Annotated in this window: 12 protein-coding genes; 4 read left to right on the top strand and 8 right to left on the bottom strand. The window is 71.6% G+C overall.

Annotated features, from left to right (window positions below):
• Positions 1–70 precede the first annotated feature (70 nt).
• Positions 71–2,443 carry a DUF6351 family protein gene (locus R6Y94_RS13885; protein ID WP_318396234.1) on the bottom strand — a complete coding sequence of 791 codons (2,373 nt, stop codon included), beginning with the start codon at positions 2,441–2,443 and terminating at the stop codon, positions 71–73.
• Positions 2,444–2,615: 172 nt separating this feature from the next.
• Complete coding sequence (locus R6Y94_RS13880) at positions 2,616–4,700, bottom strand: hypothetical protein (RefSeq protein ID WP_318396233.1); 2,085 nt, start codon at positions 4,698–4,700, stop codon at positions 2,616–2,618.
• A gap of 321 nt (positions 4,701–5,021) precedes the next feature.
• Here R6Y94_RS13880 and R6Y94_RS13875 point away from each other — a divergent pair, with 321 nt between their 5' ends.
• From R6Y94_RS13875 to R6Y94_RS13865, 3 genes are all read left to right on the top strand, one after another.
• Complete coding sequence (locus R6Y94_RS13875) at positions 5,022–5,903, top strand: helix-turn-helix transcriptional regulator (protein WP_318396232.1); 882 nt, start codon at positions 5,022–5,024, stop codon at positions 5,901–5,903.
• Positions 5,896–6,099, top strand: a complete 204-nt coding sequence (locus tag R6Y94_RS13870; protein WP_318396231.1) for a DUF397 domain-containing protein — start codon at positions 5,896–5,898, stop codon at positions 6,097–6,099. Before R6Y94_RS13875 ends, R6Y94_RS13870 begins: the two co-directional genes overlap by 8 nt.
• A 331-nt stretch (positions 6,100–6,430) precedes the next feature.
• On the top strand, positions 6,431–7,663 hold the full coding sequence (locus tag R6Y94_RS13865) for a hypothetical protein (protein ID WP_318396230.1): 1,233 nt from the start codon (positions 6,431–6,433) through the stop codon (positions 7,661–7,663).
• 204 nt (positions 7,664–7,867) lie between these two features.
• On the opposite strand, the gene R6Y94_RS13860 is transcribed toward R6Y94_RS13865, so the two are convergent.
• Positions 7,868–8,641, bottom strand: coding sequence for a group II truncated hemoglobin (locus R6Y94_RS13860; protein WP_318396229.1), 774 nt, complete (start codon positions 8,639–8,641; stop codon positions 7,868–7,870).
• Between the two features lie 97 nt (positions 8,642–8,738).
• Here R6Y94_RS13860 and R6Y94_RS13855 point away from each other — a divergent pair, with 97 nt between their 5' ends.
• The gene (locus tag R6Y94_RS13855; RefSeq protein ID WP_318396228.1) at positions 8,739–9,056 is read left to right on the top strand and encodes a helix-turn-helix domain-containing protein; all 318 of its coding nucleotides are present in this window, start codon (positions 8,739–8,741) and stop codon (positions 9,054–9,056) included.
• Between the two features lie 191 nt (positions 9,057–9,247).
• On the opposite strand, the gene R6Y94_RS13850 is transcribed toward R6Y94_RS13855, so the two are convergent.
• The 5 genes from R6Y94_RS13850 to R6Y94_RS13825 are packed head-to-tail and all read right to left on the bottom strand — an operon-like array spanning position 9,248 to position 16,832.
• Complete coding sequence (locus R6Y94_RS13850; RefSeq protein ID WP_318396227.1) at positions 9,248–12,223, bottom strand: DUF5682 family protein; 2,976 nt, start codon at positions 12,221–12,223, stop codon at positions 9,248–9,250.
• A gap of 14 nt (positions 12,224–12,237) precedes the next feature.
• Complete coding sequence (locus R6Y94_RS13845; RefSeq protein ID WP_318396226.1) at positions 12,238–13,350, bottom strand: AAA family ATPase; 1,113 nt, start codon at positions 13,348–13,350, stop codon at positions 12,238–12,240.
• A gap of 13 nt (positions 13,351–13,363) precedes the next feature.
• Complete coding sequence (locus R6Y94_RS13840) at positions 13,364–14,917, bottom strand: VWA domain-containing protein (RefSeq protein ID WP_412102758.1); 1,554 nt, start codon at positions 14,915–14,917, stop codon at positions 13,364–13,366.
• Positions 14,914–16,329: a hypothetical protein gene (locus R6Y94_RS13830; protein ID WP_318396225.1), complete on the bottom strand. Its 1,416-nt coding sequence runs from the start codon at positions 16,327–16,329 to the stop codon at positions 14,914–14,916. Before R6Y94_RS13830 ends, R6Y94_RS13840 begins: the two co-directional genes overlap by 4 nt.
• Positions 16,329–16,832 (bottom strand): hypothetical protein, encoded by a 504-nt coding sequence (locus tag R6Y94_RS13825; protein WP_412102757.1) that lies wholly within the window; start codon positions 16,830–16,832, stop codon positions 16,329–16,331. Before R6Y94_RS13825 ends, R6Y94_RS13830 begins: the two co-directional genes overlap by 1 nt.
• Between the last annotated feature and the right edge of the window lie 234 nt (positions 16,833–17,066).

The raw sequence follows: 17,066 nt of genomic DNA, 5'->3' as shown, positions 1-17,066 counted from the left end.
CCACCGGGCAGGGCACGGCGCCGGGGGCGCCGGCGGGTCGGCCGGCAGGCGCGGGGTGGGAGGCGCCGGGTCAGCGGTAGTCGCAGACCCCGGTCGGGAAGATCTGTTCGAGGCGCCGCCGCTCGGTGTCGGTCGGGCGCCACGAGCCGTAGAGTCCCCGGGCGATCGCCACCCGGACCGGCTGCCGGTCGCAGGCGTAGACGCCGCCCTCGATCGGACCACCGGCGACGGTGCGCGACGTGCCGTAGAGCGGGAACTGCCGGGTGCAGGCGCCGGCCGGCCGGTTGTCGAGGATGCCGTTCCAGACGTGGTCGCCCCGGGCGATCTCCGTACCGGTGGTGCTGAAGCAACGGTCGACGGCCAGCGCCGGCCTGTTGCCCTGCACACCCCGCCACGGCCGGGTACGCAGGTTGGCCATCCAGTCGTCGATCACCGACAGCGCATCCGGAGTCTGGTCGAACGCCTCGGCCGGCCGGGCGTCGGTGAACCAGATGACCTGGTTACCGGCGTTCCGGTCGTGCTCGCGCATCCGCTGCCGGGACGCGAAGGACTGGTGCGAGTTGTGCATGTCCAGTTGCTCTTCGAGGTAGTGCCGCCAGTCGATGACCGGGATGTCGATGTCGCCGGTGAAGACGATCCCCGACTCGTACGCGGCCCGGATCGCCTGCCGGTCACCCGTGGTACGCGGGGCCGGTGTCCGGCCGTCGTCCGGCGACAGTCGCATGTTCCGGGACGACCACGGGTCGAACTGGGCCGGGTCGGCACAGGCCGCCGGGGTGAACGGGCAGCCCTCCTGCACCATCTCCGACTGCGGTTTCCAGGAGCCGACCCGGGCGTTCAGGTCGAGGAACTCGGCCGGGGTGATCCGGCCCGAGGTCAGCGCCGACAGGCCGTACTGGACGCCGACGTTGTCCCAGGTGGATCGGGCGTACCCGTCCGGGCCGGTGCCGTAGATGTTGACCAGGTCGCCCCAGTGCGACCACTGCACCGTCCCGGCCACACCGGGCGGGTCCATCTCGGCCCAGAGCGGGTCGCCGGGCGACCAGCGCGGGTTGAGTGCCAGCGGGGTCAGGCCACGCCAGCCCTCGACGCACTCGGTGGACCCGGGCGCACCGCCGAGGTACGGGTTCGGCACCGTCGCGCTGGCGTTCATGCCGATCAGCCAGGTCCGGTTCTCCCAGTCCCGCCACTTCGGGTTCGGCCGATCGGTGACGTCCATGTAGTGCTCCAGCAGCTCGCAGTCGCCGACGTGGATGGTCTGGGTGGCCATGTCCGGGTACGAGTACTGCGGTATCGCCGCGTCGATCACCCGGTTGCCGTAGTTCTGGCCGTAGACGTACTGCTGGAGGCCGCCGCCGGAGCCGCCGACCCCGACGGTGTAGAGCGGGACGCCGTACTCCTCGACGAAGTGTTCCTTCAGCATCAGCGCGGTTTCGCCACCGAGCACCAGGTTGTAGTGGGTGGCCGTGCGGGTGCCGGTGGAGTAGAGCACGGCGTAGCCGAGCGAGAGTCCCTCGTGGTAGAGATGCCCGCCGGGAAGCCGCCCCTGGTCGTGCCCGATCGCCACCCCGCCGTCGAAGCGGTAGATGACCCGCCGGTTCCAGTTCGCCTCCAGCACCGCGATCGAGTAGACGAACCGGTTGATGGTGCCGCGCTCCCGGCGTACGACGTAGTCGACGGTCCGGCCGTCCAGGGTGCGGGTGGTGGTCAGGTCGGCCGGCCGGGTCCCGTCCGGTGGCATCGGCTTGAACGTCCCGTCGGTGGCCCGGTAGAGCCGGTCGGTGACGGTCGGGGCGGCACAGTCCCGGCTCCAGCCGACGACCTCGCCGTCCGGGCCGCGTACCCGCATGCCCTGCCCGTCCTGGTTGTCCACCAGCGGTGCGCCGAGCCCGTTCTGCTCGGTCCGACAGAGGAACGGGTACTGCGGCGGCCCGGAGAAGATCGGACCGGAGACGGGATGGTTGCGGACGGCCAGCGTCGCGGTACGGGCCGACCGGGCGCTCGCCCGGAGCAGGTTGGTGCCGTCGCGGAGCCCGTCGACCACCCCGTGCAGCGACCGGCCGTCGACCCGGAGCGCGCGGGTGACGTCGGTGCCGTTGCGGGTGACCCGGACCGTACGCGGGTCGACCCGCCCGTCGAAGGTGACCCGGACCAGCGCGTCGCCACCGCTGACCCGGTCGGGCCGGCTGGAGAGGATCTCGATGTCGAGCCGCTGCCCGGTGGCACCGGTCCAGCCGGCGGCCGGCGTCGCCGCGCCGACGGTGAGGACGACCGTCAGGGCCATCCCGAGCCCGCCGGTGACAGCCCGCCGGGTGCGGGGCCCGGCCGACACCCCGCCGGCCCCGATGCGCGGCGCGGACCGGCTCCACCGGCCGAGCCGACCGGTGTGGACGGTGCTGTCAGCGGCACGCCGACGGCGAGCGAGGAACCTGAGCACAGACATCGGTCTCTCCGTTTCATCCCGGAGCCCCGGATGGTGGCGAGCATCGACGATGTCACGAGGATCGTTTGGTTGTCGAGATCGGAGTCCGGGCCGTGGCCGCCCGAGGTCGGACGCAGGGTGGGACGGCGAGCAGTGACGCAGGCCGGGACGGCGAGCGGTTCCGTTCGCCGTACTATCGCGGATCGACCTGGTCTCGCAGCTCGGTCCGGAAGCCGGACGGACCGAAGCGGACGGTGACCCACCGCCCGGGATGGTCCGCGCCGAGCCGGCGGAGCATCGGCTCCGGGTCGGCGATCGGCTCCGACATTCCGGAGCACGGCGTCGGGATCGGTCGGGTCGGTTCGTCCGGTACCGCCTCGGCGAGCACGCTTGCCAGGTAGTCGAGGGCGTAGGCGACCGCCCCGGCCAGGGTCGGCCGGCTCGGGAAGGCAACCTCGGCCGCCACTGCCCGCGCCGGGCCGGCAACGGTGATCTCGACGCGCCAGGAGAGGCCATGGGGCCGGAGCGGGTTGTCGGCGTGCGACCCGTCGTCGCGTACCGAGACCTCGACCGCCAGGCCGAGGGCGAGGGCGAGCCGGATCACCTGCGGCAGTGCCGGTACCTCGGGTGGCGCGGCCGACACGATCAGCCGACCGCCGGGTCTCCCCCGGCCGGCCTGGGCGAGATACCGGGTCAACGGCTCGACCCCGGTCACCTGACCGGAGACCAACCCACCGCGCAGCTCGCGATCGACCGGCCAGCCGCCGTCGACCTCGGTGAGGTCCTCCGGCCGTACGTCGAAAGTGGCGGCATGTCCGGCCAGCCGGAACCGGTCGGGTAGCTGGGCCACCGGGGTGCCCTCGGAGCTGAGTCCGACCGGCGACGCGGGCGCGGCGTCACCAGCCCGCCAGGTCAGGTGGGTGACCTGGCCGGCCAGATCGGTGAGGGTGACGACCAGCCCCTGGTAGATCCGGCGACTGCCCCGACAGGTGTGGCAGCTCGACACCCTGCTGCGCAGGCCGCTGCCGCCGCAGCCGGCACAGTCCGGATCGGCTGCGGAAACGTCGACGGCGCACGGACAGGCCCACTGCCCATCGGCCGGTTCGCACTCCGGGCAGGGGGTGTGCGGGATCGTGTCACCCAGCCAGGCCGGGTCGGGCGGTTCCCAGCCCCGCCGCAGCAGCTCGGTACGCCGGTGTACGAGTTGCCCGGTCTCCCGCTCGACCAACCGATCGCGGTGACCGGCGACCCGCAGGCTGCTGTGCCACCAGTGCCCGTCCCGCCAGATCGCGCACGCGCCGGGCAGCGGCTCCCCGGTGCGCAGGTCGGTGCAGTCGGCGATGACCCGACGCTCGATCTGGGCCAGGTCGCGGGCCGGACCCGGCCCGGGGTCGGCGGTCGGGACGAGATAGCGGGCGGGCGCGGCCACTCCGCGCGCCGCGAGCCCGGAGATCGCGTACGCGACGGTGACGGCGCCGAGCGCGTCGGCCAGACTGGCGGCGGTGCCCCGCAGGTTCGCCGGCACCGCCGCCCCGGGCAGGTCGAACCGGACGTCCCAGAGCAGGTCGTCGTGGCACAGCCGACGCGCCTCCAGCACCAGGTCGAGACAGAGCCGGTCGGCGAGGGCGCGGAGCTGGTCGAGTCTCCGCTGCGGGGCGACCGGCGGCGGGGCGACGCTGCGACCGAGGAACACCTGCCAGCTCTCGCCCGGACAGCCGGCGATGGACCGGCCCTCCAACGCCGACCGCTGGTCGTCGGGAAGTTCGGGGCTCCACTCGTCGGGCAACCGCACCGCGACGGCTCCGGCCGGCTGCCCGGAACCGCTTGCCCAGGTAGCCACGCCGCCCGAACAGCTCGCCCAGGTAGCCGCGCCGCCCGAACAGCTCGCCCAGGTAGCCGCGCCGACGGCCTCGGCCAGCTCGCCGACCAGGGGCAACAGCGGCAGTTGCCAGCCACCCTCGGACGCCGGGCGGGGCGTGACCACGCCCGGGACGACGCTGGCCGAGGCGACCTCGCCGGTGTCCAGGTTGGCCACCGTCAGCACGAGCTGCGCCCGCCGCTCCCCGCGCTGCCCGCACCGCTGGCAGGGGCGGCCGACCCGGCCGAGGCCGCGACAGACCCGGCAATCCCGGTACGGCCCTCGGGGCGCCGGCTCGTCGGTGACCAGGAGCCGATCGCCGTACTCGACGCAGGCGCAGGCGGTGAGGATGAAGGTCAGCCCGTCGCAGCTCGGGCAGGTGGTGACGAGGGCCCGGTCGTCGGTGCTCGGCCGGGTCATCGTCGTACATCCCGAGCGGGCCGGTTCTCCGCCTGTCCATGTCGGTCACCGCGGTGGCGGCGGGCGGAGTGGATGTGACAGACAATTGCGCGCACGACAGCAGCATCCTTTCGCCGATGATTTGTCGGCCGGCACGACAGCCGATGCGAGAGACTGTTTGGACGGTCGTCTTTCGCACGCCATCTTGTAGCCTGTGCGGGGTGGCTGGCAACCAATTCTCGCGAGAAACGGTCGGCCGCCATTGACTTATTTGTGGGGAACAGATAGACGTTTCACCGGAGGCGGCAGGATGTTGCAGAATCGACCGTGGGGAGTGATCACATGACCGAGGACATGGGCTCGACCGTGCCCCGCCGCCAACTCGGGCGCACCCTCAAGCAACTGCGTACCGAGGCCGGGGTGACCCTGGACGGGACGGCCGACGCCCTGGAGTGCAGCCGGCAGAAGATCTGGCGGATCGAAAGTGGACTCGGGGTGGTCCGCGGGCTCGACGTCAAGGCGATGTGCGCGCTCTACGACGTCCGGCCGGATCTGGTCACCGCGCTGGTCGGGCTGGCCAGCCAGACGAAGGCGAAGGGTTGGTGGCACGCGTACGGCGACGCCATCCCGGAGTGGTTCGAGCTGTACGTCGGCCTGGAGTCCGCCTCCTCGCGACTGCGCTTCTTCTACGACGCGATGGTGCCGGGCATGCTCCAGACGAGAGAGTACGCGCTGGCGGTCTATCAACATCAGCAGATGATCAGTCAGGAGGAGCTAGACCGGGCCGTTGAGGTTCGACTGCAACGACAGTCCCTGCTAAACCGCCGCCTGCCATCTCCACCCAGGGTGGAGCTGATCATCCACGAGGCTGCCCTGTTGCGGATCGTCGGCAGCCGCGAAACGATGGCGGCTCAGCTTCGCCACCTACTCAGGGTCGACGCTCGACCCAACGTCTCTATCCGCGTATTGCCGCTGGCCATCGGGCTGCATCATGGCGCCGTCGCCGGCACCTTTGTGATGCTGAACTTCCCAGCCGGCAATCGAAACACCCCGGAGCCGCCAGTCATCTACTGCGAATCACTGACCGGGGCTCTCTATCTTGATCGGCCAAGCGAGTTGGCCGCCTACGAAACCGTCTGGAGCGGGCTGACCGCTCTTGCACTGGATGAGGGACAATCGATACACATGATCGAAAAGATCGCTGCGGAGGTCCATCATGGCTAACCTGACCGGCGCCGCGTGGCGTAAGAGCACGCGCAGCGGCGACAACGGAGGCGAGTGCGTCGAGGTCGCTGACAACCTGGTCGGGGTCGTCGCCGTACGCGACAGCAAAGACGCCGCCGGACCAGTGCTCACCTTCCCCCCGTACACCTGGTCTTCCTTCGTCGCGGGAGTCAAGACCTCGACCCGCACCCCCTGACCGCCTGATCCACGCCGCCCCGGTCGCCCACCCGGCGGCGGGGGCGGCGCCGGCCCGTTCCGGCGGGGCGGCCGGAGGCGACGCGACGTGAGCTGACCTGCGTTCGCCGAGGCCGGGTTGAACGGCCGCCGGCCCGAGTGCCCGATCAGCGGACGAATAGGCGAAATGCCGACCCGAGGTTCCATATCCCACAGCACTGCTCCACGGATTCCACATTGTCCCTAGTCAATGACGAAGATCGATGCTATGAATTGGTGAGTCGCTGCCGACCCCACCAGGGCAATGCCGCCTCCACCGTCCAGGCACCGACATCGTCAAGGGAGAGCAGTACGTGAACGCAAATCAGGATGGTTGGACACCGGCTCGATGGCGGCGTGCGACGAGAACCATCATCGCCAGGGCGGCGATATCCACCGGAATCGCCGCGCTCGCCATTGGAGTCACGGTAGGCGTAGCTGCCGCAGGGGTCCGTCCAGCCGAGCGTGGCCCGCTGAACGCCGCGCTCGCCGCCCCGGCGGTCTCCAGCGTCGCCGCAGGTTACGCGCAGACCTGTGCGATCGGCACCGACGGAACACTCTGGTGCTGGGGCGGCAACTACAACGGTCAGGTCGGTGACGGCACCACCACGAGCCGGAACACCCCGGTACGCATCGGCACCGCCACCACCTGGGCCAGTATCGACGCCGGCCACAGCTACACCTGTGCGGTACAGACGGACGGGACGCTGTGGTGCTGGGGCCGCAACCTCGACGGCCAGCTCGGCGACGGCACCACCACGAACCGGAACACCCCGGTACGCATCGGCACCGCCACCACCTGGGCCAGTGTCAGCGCCAGCACCAGTCACACCTGCGCCGTCCGGACCGACGGCACCCTGTGGTGCTGGGGCATCAACCGTAACGGGGAGCTGGGTGTCGGCTCGTCCGTCTCCAGCACGACCACCCCGATGCAGGTCGGCACGGCGACCAACTGGGCGAGTGTCACGACCGGCCGCGGGCACAGCTGCGCCGTCCGCACCGACGGCACCCTGTGGTGCTGGGGTGACAGTTCGAGTGGACAGCTCGGTCTCGGCACCCTGAGCTACCGGATGACTCCGACCCAGGTCGGCACCTCGACGTGGACCGGGGTGACAGCCGGGTACACCTTCACCTGCGCGGTCCGCGCCGATGGCACCCTCTGGTGCTGGGGTGAGAACGGGTACGGACAGCTCGGGGTCACCGGCCCCTACCGGACCAGCCCGATCCAGGTCGGCACCGCCACCACCTGGGCCCGGGTCAACACGAGCAACGACGCGCCGTGCGCGGTCCGCACCGACGGCAGCCTGTGGTGCTGGGGAAACAACACGGCCGGACAACTCGGCGACGGCACCACCACCCACCGGTTCGCCCCCACCCGGGTCGGCAACGCCACCACGTGGACCGGCGCCGTCGTCGGCAGCTATCACAGCTGCGGGGTCCGCACCGACGGCAGCCTGTGGTGCTGGGGGAACAACACGGCCGGACAACTCGGCGACGGCACCACCACCCAGCGGTCGACCCCGGCGCAGCTAACCCTGCCGGGCTGACCGTAAACCACCGCACTTCGACGCCATGCCGTCGACCTGTACCGCTGATCCGCAGGCGGCGAGCAGGTCGACGGCATGGCCGTGGACCGGTCGTCACGCTCCCGGTGGGGTGGCCGGCAGGAACAGTGCGGCGATGTCGTCAAGGTGGACGACGACGAGCGCGCCCACCAGAGCCACGCGCCCACCAGGGCCAGCGGCACGGACTCAGCCCTGGTACGGCGCGGCCACGCCCCAGCCCCAACGCGGTACCGGTGCCTCCCGGACCGGGTCCGCATCGGGTTGGGAGTTCTGTAGTGCCAGCCGGGTACCCCACTCCAGGTAGCTGGCGAAGGCCGCACGGAACTCCGGATCGTCCGCGAGGCCGACCTCGTCGGCGGCGTCCGTCATCAGGTTGACCCACCGTCGGCGTTGTGCCTCGCTGATCGCCCTGCCGAGGTGTTTGCCGAGCATGTGGCGGTAGCCGCCGCGTCCCTCGGTGTAGGCGGTCGGTCCCCCGAAGACCTCGGCAAGCCACAGCGCCACGTACCGGGGGTGCTCAGGGTCCATCCGCGCGAACATCGGCGCGAGCAGTTCGTCGGCGCGGACCAGCCGATAGAAGGCGTCGCACAGTTTCGCGAACGCGTCCGAGCCGCCGGCCCACTCGTACAGCGACGGCGGTACGGATGGGGCGGCGCCGCCGGAGCCGACGACCGGGGTGCCGCTGTAGTGCCGCATCTCCTCGATGTCCTCGACATACGGCCTGATCTCGGCGAGGAACTTCGGAAACAGCGGGCCGCCCCGGAACCCGCGCAGGTGGTCGTCCCTCGATGTCCACCTGATCCGCAGCAGGTAGCAGGCAGGATCGTCCAGGCAACGGCTCAGCTCGTAGTCCACGCACTGCGGCGCCGTACGCAAGAGCTCGGCGGCCCGCTCGTACGCCGCCTCGAAACCGCCTACCCGCTCCGGCGGTACGCGGTACCTGATGTACTCGATCACCATGAACAGAGCCCAGCATCCGGACCAGGAAAGAACAAGTACGCACCATTCGGTGCGTACTTCGACGGAGCCCTCGACGCGCAAGCAATACGGTTGCCCGGTGGAACTCGCCGTCGATGTCATCGGCGCCAAATGGCGACCGGTGATCCTCGCCCACCTCAAGGAGGGCGTACACCGGTACGGCGAGCTACGCCGCCGAATGCCCGGGGTGAGCGAGAAGATGCTGACCCAGCGGCTACGCGAGTTGGAGGCCGACGGACTCGTAGCCCGCGACGACCACGGCACGAACCCGCCGCACGTGGAGTACCGGCTGACCGAGGAGGGCCTCAGCCTGGCACCGGTGCTTCAGGCGCTCTACGACTGGGGGATCGCGCGGGCCGCGCGTACGGGCGCGGTCGTCGGAGAACCAGCTCGGTAGAGGCCGCGCCCCTCGTCGCCCTGCCGGTGGCCGTGTTCACCACGTCGAGGCGGTGGCCGCTGTTGGCACTGGGCCGTTTCGCGGCCGCTGCAGCCGCCAGGAGATCGAAGCGGCTATCGTCACTGCCGTTCGATCGGCTGGCATCTACAGCGGCCGTATCGACCACCGACATCACGTCCTCCGGCACCGGTTCACCGGGAGCCGGCCGTCCCGGCGAGCAGCTCGGCGACGGCGGACGTGGTCGCCGGATGCGTGTCCAGCAGCAGCACCGCCGCCTCGCTCGACCGTGACCCGCCCGCCGGTGGCCCCGCCGGCTGCCAGCCGGGATCGCAGCCGAGCAGCTCGGCAACGGCGTCGCAGGCGGCCGGGTGGTCACGGAGCAACCCGACCACGGGCCCGCAGGACGACGACACCGGGCTACCACCCACCGCAGCACCCGGCACCCCCGGGTCGGGCGTAGGCGCGTCGGCCGACCACGGCGGCACCCAGGCATCGAGCGCGGCGAGACCGGCCGGGAACGTCCGGCCCGCCTCCCGGACCAGCAGCGGAACGAGTTCCCGCCCCTGCTCCCGCAACGTCGTGATCAGCTTGGGCAGCCAGGGCAGCAGCACCGGATCGGGCAGGCGGGCGAATGCCTCGGAGATCACCTCCACGACGACCGGGGCCAGCGACGGCACCGGCTCCAGCGCCTGCACGAAGCCGCTCAGATAGTGCGGGAACGCCGGCACGACGAGCGGATTCGTCAACAGCTCGACGCAGCGCGACCGGAGCTGCGCCACGGTGAGCAGCCCCAGTTGGGACTGGGCCGCCCAGAGCAGCGCCACCTTCGCCGGAGCCTCCGGATGCGACTGCCGCACCGCCAGCTCCAGTTGGGCACGGTCGCAGCCGAGGGACAGCGCCAGGCTCTCCATGGAGAAGAGGAAGCCGAGCATCGCACCGACCTGGCGTACGCCGGTCTCGTCGTCCACGAACGCGGTCGGCAGCAGCGTGCAGTAGTGCGCGTACCCAGTGGTCACGAACGCCTCGCACCAGGCCGGCAGCTCCGGCTCGGTGTTCCGGTAGTGCGCCAGCAGCCGCCGGATCCGGCGCAGCACCTCGGGCGCGTCGTCCACGGTGCGTTCGGCGGAGAGCAGTTCCACCGCCCGCCCACCGAGCTCGTCGACGAACCGCCGGCTGGGCAGGAAGAGAATCGCGTCCTCCACCGCCGCCAACGCGACCGCGGCGGTCGCGTCCGGCGCCCAGACCGAGCGGCGCAGCCGCTTCTCCAGCACCTGCTCGACGGTGATGCCCTCGTAGCCCAGCTCGATCACCGCGCGCTGGTGCCGGCCCAGGCCCAGATCCCAACTCTCCTGGATGGAGCGTTCACCGAGCCGCCGCTCCCCCATGATCGGGCGGACGACTCCGTCCGGGAGCAGCCGGTGCAGCACCCAGAGCAGGTCCGAGCAGGGGGCCAGCTCCGGGCGGGCGGTCAGGTCGAGCAGGGCCCGCTGGATGGTGCGGGTCTCCAGGGCGAGCCCCAGCGGCGCCAGCCGGTCGAAGACGTCCCGGGCCAGCGGCGGCAGGGCGTCGTATCCGACCTGGCCGATCCGGTCGCCGCCGAGCAGGATGTCGCAGAGCCGGCGTACGTCCCGCCGGCCGGGAACCACGTCCTTCTCGATGCAGGTGACCGCCGCGTCCGCGAAGTCGTAGGGCGTCGGCCGGGCCCGGTTGCGGATCCCGGCCAGCAGGATCGAGGTCTCGAAGACCGCGATCGCGTCGGCGGTGCTGGCCAGGTAACCGTTGCGGCGGGCCAGCCGCACGATGTCGACGCACCAGCCGAGCAGCTCCGCCTCGTCGACCTCGTCCAGCACCGGTGGCCGGGACAGGAACCCGGAGAGCCGGTCGGTGACCGGCGCCGTTGCCGCCGGTGCCGGAAGCTGCTTCTTCGCCCTGCCCCGCTTGCGGCCCCCCGGCTGCCCGGCAAGCTGGTACGGCGTGACGCCGCCCCGGCCGACCGCCTTGGTCCAGCCGGCCTGGGCGATCGACACCGACCCGGGGGCGAGGTCGAACTGCCGCTCGATCGCCGAGTGGCTGGACGGGATGAGCCCGTACAGCCAGCGGGTGGCGGTGCGTGGGCTGATCTCCCAGTCGGGCGTGCCGGGTGCGGTGCCGAACTCCTCGACCGGGCTGGCCGCGTGGAAGGCGCCGCAGACGTACAGGCAGCGCGACCGGTCGACGCCGGTGGCCGCCATGTGCTGGCGCATCCGGGTCCACATGTAGCGCTCGCGGTCGGAGTCACGGTCGTCGTGACCGGGGCCGGCCGGCGGACGCAGTCGCCGGAACAGGCTGCCGATCAAGACCATCACCTGCCGGTACGTGTCGTAGTCGGCGTCGGCGAGGGGCTGCTCCACGTACTGGTCCCACCACTCGGACCAGTGCCGCACCTTGCCGTGGTGCAGCAGGTACGACCGGAGTTCGGCGAACCGGGGACGCAGGTCGCCGATGCCGATCCCGACCGCCTCGCCGTGCAGGGCCGCCTCCTCCGGCGGCTGCCCGCCGGCGTCATCCGGGGCGGCGTCGGTGTCGGCCGACTCCGGGCCGGCGTCGGGTGCCGGATCGGGCGACTCGGTGCGCGTCCACTGGAAGACGTGGTCCGCCGACCGGTCCACCAGGACCAGTTCGACGTCCGGGTTGTCCAGCGCGTATGCGATGGCCTGGTATTCCGCCGACGCCTCGCTGATCGGGGCGACGATGTTGAGCGGTGCCCAGGCCGACGGGAACCCGTCGAGCTCGGACGCGAACGCCTGCAACGCCACCGGCAGCCGGCAGTTGCGCAACTCCTCCAGCAGCGGTCGCAGGTCCTCACACAACTCCAGGTAGATCACCGCGGGCTGCTTCTCCCGCAGCCGTCGGGCCATCGCCAGGGCGGAGGCGGGTGAGTGGTGGCAGACCGGGAAGATCTCCAACTCCTCCCCCAGCGCCCGGTCGACGTCGTCGACGATGCCGGTGAGGATGTCGGCCACCGCGTCCGGACCACCGGCGAACGCGGTCGCCGCGCCCTGTAGCTGCGAGCGCAGCGGAGCGAACGTGCCCGCCGACCGGTCGGGCCGGTCCGGCGGGATCGGTCGGGCCGGGGCCTCGGCGTCGGGAGCGCCGGCGCCGGTGCTCGTGTCGGCGTGGCCACTCATGTCGGCGTGGCCGCTCACGACAGCGTGGCGATCGCCTCACGACCGCCCTGGAGGAACTCCGGCCACGACCCGCCGTCGGCCTTGCTGCGCGGCTCGACCACACCGTGCCAGTACTTGTTCAGGATCGCCAGGTCCTCCGGGGTGCGCCGGGCCAGCGAGCCGACCAGCGAGCCGGCCAGCGTCGCGGCCCGGAGGGTACGGTCGCCGAAGAATTGACTGTGCAGGATCGCATCCTCCAGTACCCCGATCTGTTCGGCGGTGGAGAGCGCCGACTCCAGCTTCTCGTCGTCGCTGCCGGCCGCGGCCGCCGCCGCCCGCAGGTCCGCGAAGCTCTGCAACAGGATGTCCAGCAGCGTCGGCGGCACGTCCAGCTCGATCCTGTGCCGGCGCAGCAGTTCGGTGGTACGGAACCGGACGATCTCCGCCTCGCTGCGCTTGTTCGTCACGACCGGGATGCGGACGAAGTTGAACCGGCGCTTGAGCGCCGAGGAGAGGTCGTTCACGCCCCGGTCCCGGCTGTTCGCGGTGGCGATGATCGAGAAGCCCGGCTGGGCGAAGACGATGTTGTCGTCGTCGAGTTCGGGAATGGAGACGTACTTCTCGGAGAGGATGGAGATCAGTGCGTCCTGCACGTCGCTGGTCGACCGGGTCAGCTCCTCGAACCGCCCGATCACCCCCTGCTCCATCGCCGTCATGATCGGCGACGGGATCATCGACTGCCGGGACTGGCCCCGGGCGATCACCATCGAGACGTTCCACGAGTATTTGATGTGGTCCTCGGTGGTGCCGGCGGTGCCCTGCACCACCAGGGTCGAGTTGCGGCAGATGGCGGCGGCGAGCAGCTCGGCGAGCCAGCTCTTGCCGGTGCCCGGGTCGCCGATCAGCAGCAGGCCCCGGTCCGACGCGAGGGTCACGATGCTGCGCTCGACGAAACTCCGGTCGCCGAACCACTTCTGCGAGATCTCCCGGTCGAGGCCGTCGGCCCGCTCGGAGCCGAGCACGAAGAGCCGGACCATCCGCGGGCTGAGTCTCCAGGAGAACGGCTTCGGGCCGTCGTCGACCGACTCCAGCCAGTCGAGTTCCTCGGCGTACTTCACCTCGGCGGGGGCACGCAACATGTCGGTCATTCGGTGGGGTCTCCTAGCTGAGGAAGTTCTTCAGTTCGAACACGAGCTTGCGGATGTGGCCGGAGAGGACCGGCGCGCCGAGATCCTTGAAACGCTGCCGGAACCACGGGTTCACGCTCTGCTGGCCGCCGCTGCTGACCGAGCCGACCGGGATCACCCGGACGCCGCTGCGGTGCATCGCCGCCAGGCCGTCGAAGACGCCCTGCGGATCCGACTCGTAGTAGTCGGAGATCCAGACGACCACGGTGTTGCGGGGCTCGGCGATCTTCGGCCGGACCAGGGTGAGAGCGGCGGTGCCGTCCGTCCCGCCGCCCAACTTGGTGCGCAGCAGCACCTCGAACGGGTCGTGCACCCACGGCGTCAGGTCCAGCGCCCGGGTGTCGTACGCCACCAGGTGCACGTCGACCTTGGGCAGCCCGGCGAAGATCGAGGCCAGGATGGTGCAGTTCACCATCGCGTCCACCATCGACCCGGACTGGTCGACCACCACGATCAACCGTGCCGGGGTGGTCCGCCGGGCGGTCTGCCGGTAGTAGAGCCGGTCGACGTAGAGCCGCTGGTCCTCGGGGCTCCAGTTGGTGAGGTTCTTCCAGATGGTGCGTTCCAGGTCGAGGTTGCGGAACACCCGCTTCGGCGGCACCGAGCGGTCGATGGTGCCGACACTCGTCTGCTGCACCTGGGTACGCAGCACCTCGGCGACCTCGTCGACGAAGCGCCGGATCAGCGCCTTGGCGTTGGCCAGCGCCACGCCCGACAGGTTGTGCTTGTCGCGCAGCAGTTGCTCGATCAGCGACATGCTCGGGGTCAACTTGCTGGCCAGGGCGCTGTTGCCGAGCACCTCGCGCAACTGCATCCGGCGCACCAGGTCGCCCTCGATCCCGGCCAGTACCCCGGCCAGCTCACCGTTGCCGGGCTGGGTGCCCACACCGGGCCCGCCTCCGGTGCCGGGCCGGCCGCTGCGCAGTTGCCCGGGCGCCAGCCCGAGTGCCTGCTCGAACCAGCCGGCGTCGGACTGCCAGCGGGCCAGCTCGGTGGCGGTGACGTTGCCCGAACCGGTCGCGAAGATGTTGAGCAGCAGCTTCGACACCAGGGCGGCCCGGCGCACCTCGGCGGCACCGACCCGCTCGACCGGGTCGGCCCCGCCGGGCGGCGTCCCGGCGTCACCGGCGGTCGGCTCGGTGCCCGGAGCAGGCGCGGCCCCATCGACGGGCGTCCCGGCGTCATCGGCCGCCGCGACGCCGGAAACGGGGTCGTCGCCCGGCCTGTTCGGGCCGTCGTTCGGCGCGGGACCGCCGGTGGGCTCGGGGTCGGCGGACGGCGGTGCCATCAGGTCCCGGATGTCGGCGGCAAGCTCGGGAAAGCGCTGCACGACGGTGTCCACCGAGACCGCCGGATCCAGCAGTGCCGCCGGTAGGCCGAGGTCGTCGACGATCGCCACGCTGGCCGACTCCAGCGCAGGCTGCTCGTCCGCGTCGAACAGCCGGGCCAGTAGGCGCCAGTAGAGCACCTGTCGCCGGTTCTCGTGGGAACGGGTCGCGCCGCCCGGTTGTCCACTGTGCTCGTTCATCGGCGCAGCAACCGTCCTGCCCGCTCACGGAGTACGGCCACCGCGTCGCCGGACTTCGCCTCGGCCTTGACCACCTTGGGATCGGTGGGGCCGAGCGCCCAGTCTCCGGTGTGCGCCTCCGCCGTCGCGCGCTTCAGGGTGTATCGCACCGCGAGCGGTTGCAGCAGCCAGCGGCCGGCATCCCAGCGGAGCAGACCGAGGCAGGCCGACGACCTGGCCACCAGTTCCGGGGTGAGCGGCGCGCAGGCCGGCAGTCGGGAGACGTCGACCGGAAGGGACTTCCCGTCGAGTTCCAGGACGAGCCCGCCCCGATCGTCGACGGTGGCCGAGTAGTTCTCCAGCAGGACGGGTTCGGCGATGCGTACCGGATGGCGGTCCAACGGTGGGGCCGCCGATGCGATCGCCTCGGGCAGCCGCAGCCGGGCGGTGGCGAACGGGTCGGCTGGCTCGGCCGGCCGGGCCTGGTCGTCCCGCCAGAGCAGGTCACCACCGGGCAGCAGCGGCAGGTCGGTGATCTCCAAGGCGCGCCGCTGGGCGAGCGCACCGAGCAGCACCGGATGACCGGCGAGCAGTCGCCAGACCGCCGGGCCGACGATCGTCTCCACCTTCGCGGCCGAGACGCTGGCCCGGACCAGCCGGGGCGGCGCGCCACCGGCCGGTTCGAGCACGCCGTGCACCTGCACCTGGATCGCGGTGCCGTGCTCGTGCACGTCCGCGCCGAGCGGCAGCAGCCGGCCGGAGACCACGGTGGCGGCGGCCGGGGCGTCCGGCGAACCGCCGGGCTGGGCCAGCAGCAGGGCCCGGGCCCAGAGGTCGGCCCAGCGCCGGGCCGGTAGCCGGTCCATCGTCGCCACCGGGCAGCACCCGCGCAACTCGGCCGCCAGCCCGTCCAGCAGCACGGCCAGCCGGCGCAGCGACGGCACGGCCAGCGCCGCGTCGAGGGTCTGCGCCGAGGCAGCGACCAGGTCGTGGTCGACGCCGCGCCAGCCCGCGATGGCCAACTCGCGAAGCCACGACCGGCACCCGGCCAGCACGTTGTCCGGCGCCGACGGTGCGGGATCGGCCGGCGCGGCCGCCTCCCAGCCTGCCCGGGACCGGCCGAGTGCGGTGTCCAGCCGGGCGAGCAGCGCGTCGTGCACCGCGCCGAGCAGTGCCGTCCGCCCGCCGGCCAGCACGCTCAGGTGCTCGTCGGCGAGTGACCCCGCCACCACCTTCTCGACGGCCACCCGTACCCGGTCACCGAGTGGGGTCACCGCGAGGGCGTCGGCGAGCGCGGCCAGCGCCGCCCTGGGCTGCTCACCCAGTCGGGCGAAGCCGTGGGTGAAGCCGTCGTCGAAGCCGCCGACCAGGTCGAGCGCCTCTTCGATTCCGGGCTCGACCTCGTCGAGCAGGGCCAGTTGGGTAGCCAGCATCAGTCGACCGTCCCCGTCGCCGGAAACCAGTGCAGTTCGGGAAGCGGCTCGGTGCTGCCCGGCACCTCGAGGTAGGCCAGGTGCCGCAGGAAGCGGCTGAAGACCACCGCCGCCGGTGTCGGCTCGTGACTGCCGTCCAGCCGGTCCGCCAGATCGGCACCGATGGAGTCCCCGTCGGCCAGGTCGATCCGCAGGTAGCGGGCGACCCGCTCGACGCCGTACTGCAGGGTGGCCTCGTCCAGCAGCGCGTCCAGGTGCTTGCAGGGCGCGCCGCGCAGCCCGCCGCACGGGCGGTTGTTGTTGGTGCTGCAGTTGAAGGCGTGACTGCCGGCGGCGATCGACGAGACGTAGACCCGTTCGATGTCCGAACCGCTCGACACGACGCCCTGCAACCGCCCGTCGGCCAGCTCGACGAAGGGCACCTTCGCCAGCTTTCGGGGCTGCACCGCCGGCAACACCCGGGCGGCGCTGCGCCGCTCCCACCCGACCTCGATCGTTCCCACGACCCCCGCCCTTCTCGTTCGATGCCCCGAGAAGATAGACGGTCGCGGCGACATTTTCCGCCGCGGGGATCGGGCGAGCGCGTATGCCCACCTCAGCGACGAGGTCCGTGCCGTGCCCCGTGCCGCACCGGGCGAGCTGAGGTCGTCAGGTGCCTGAGGTTCGCCGGCAACCGGCGCCCGGACCGATGCCGGGGCGGGACGGACGCGTGTCGTCCCGCCCCGGCGGGCCACCGG

The organism is Plantactinospora sp. KLBMP9567 (genome assembly GCF_033446045.1).
Classification (GTDB): Bacteria; Actinomycetota; Actinomycetes; order Mycobacteriales; family Micromonosporaceae; genus Plantactinospora.
This window is presented reverse-complemented; position numbering and strand designations above follow the sequence as displayed.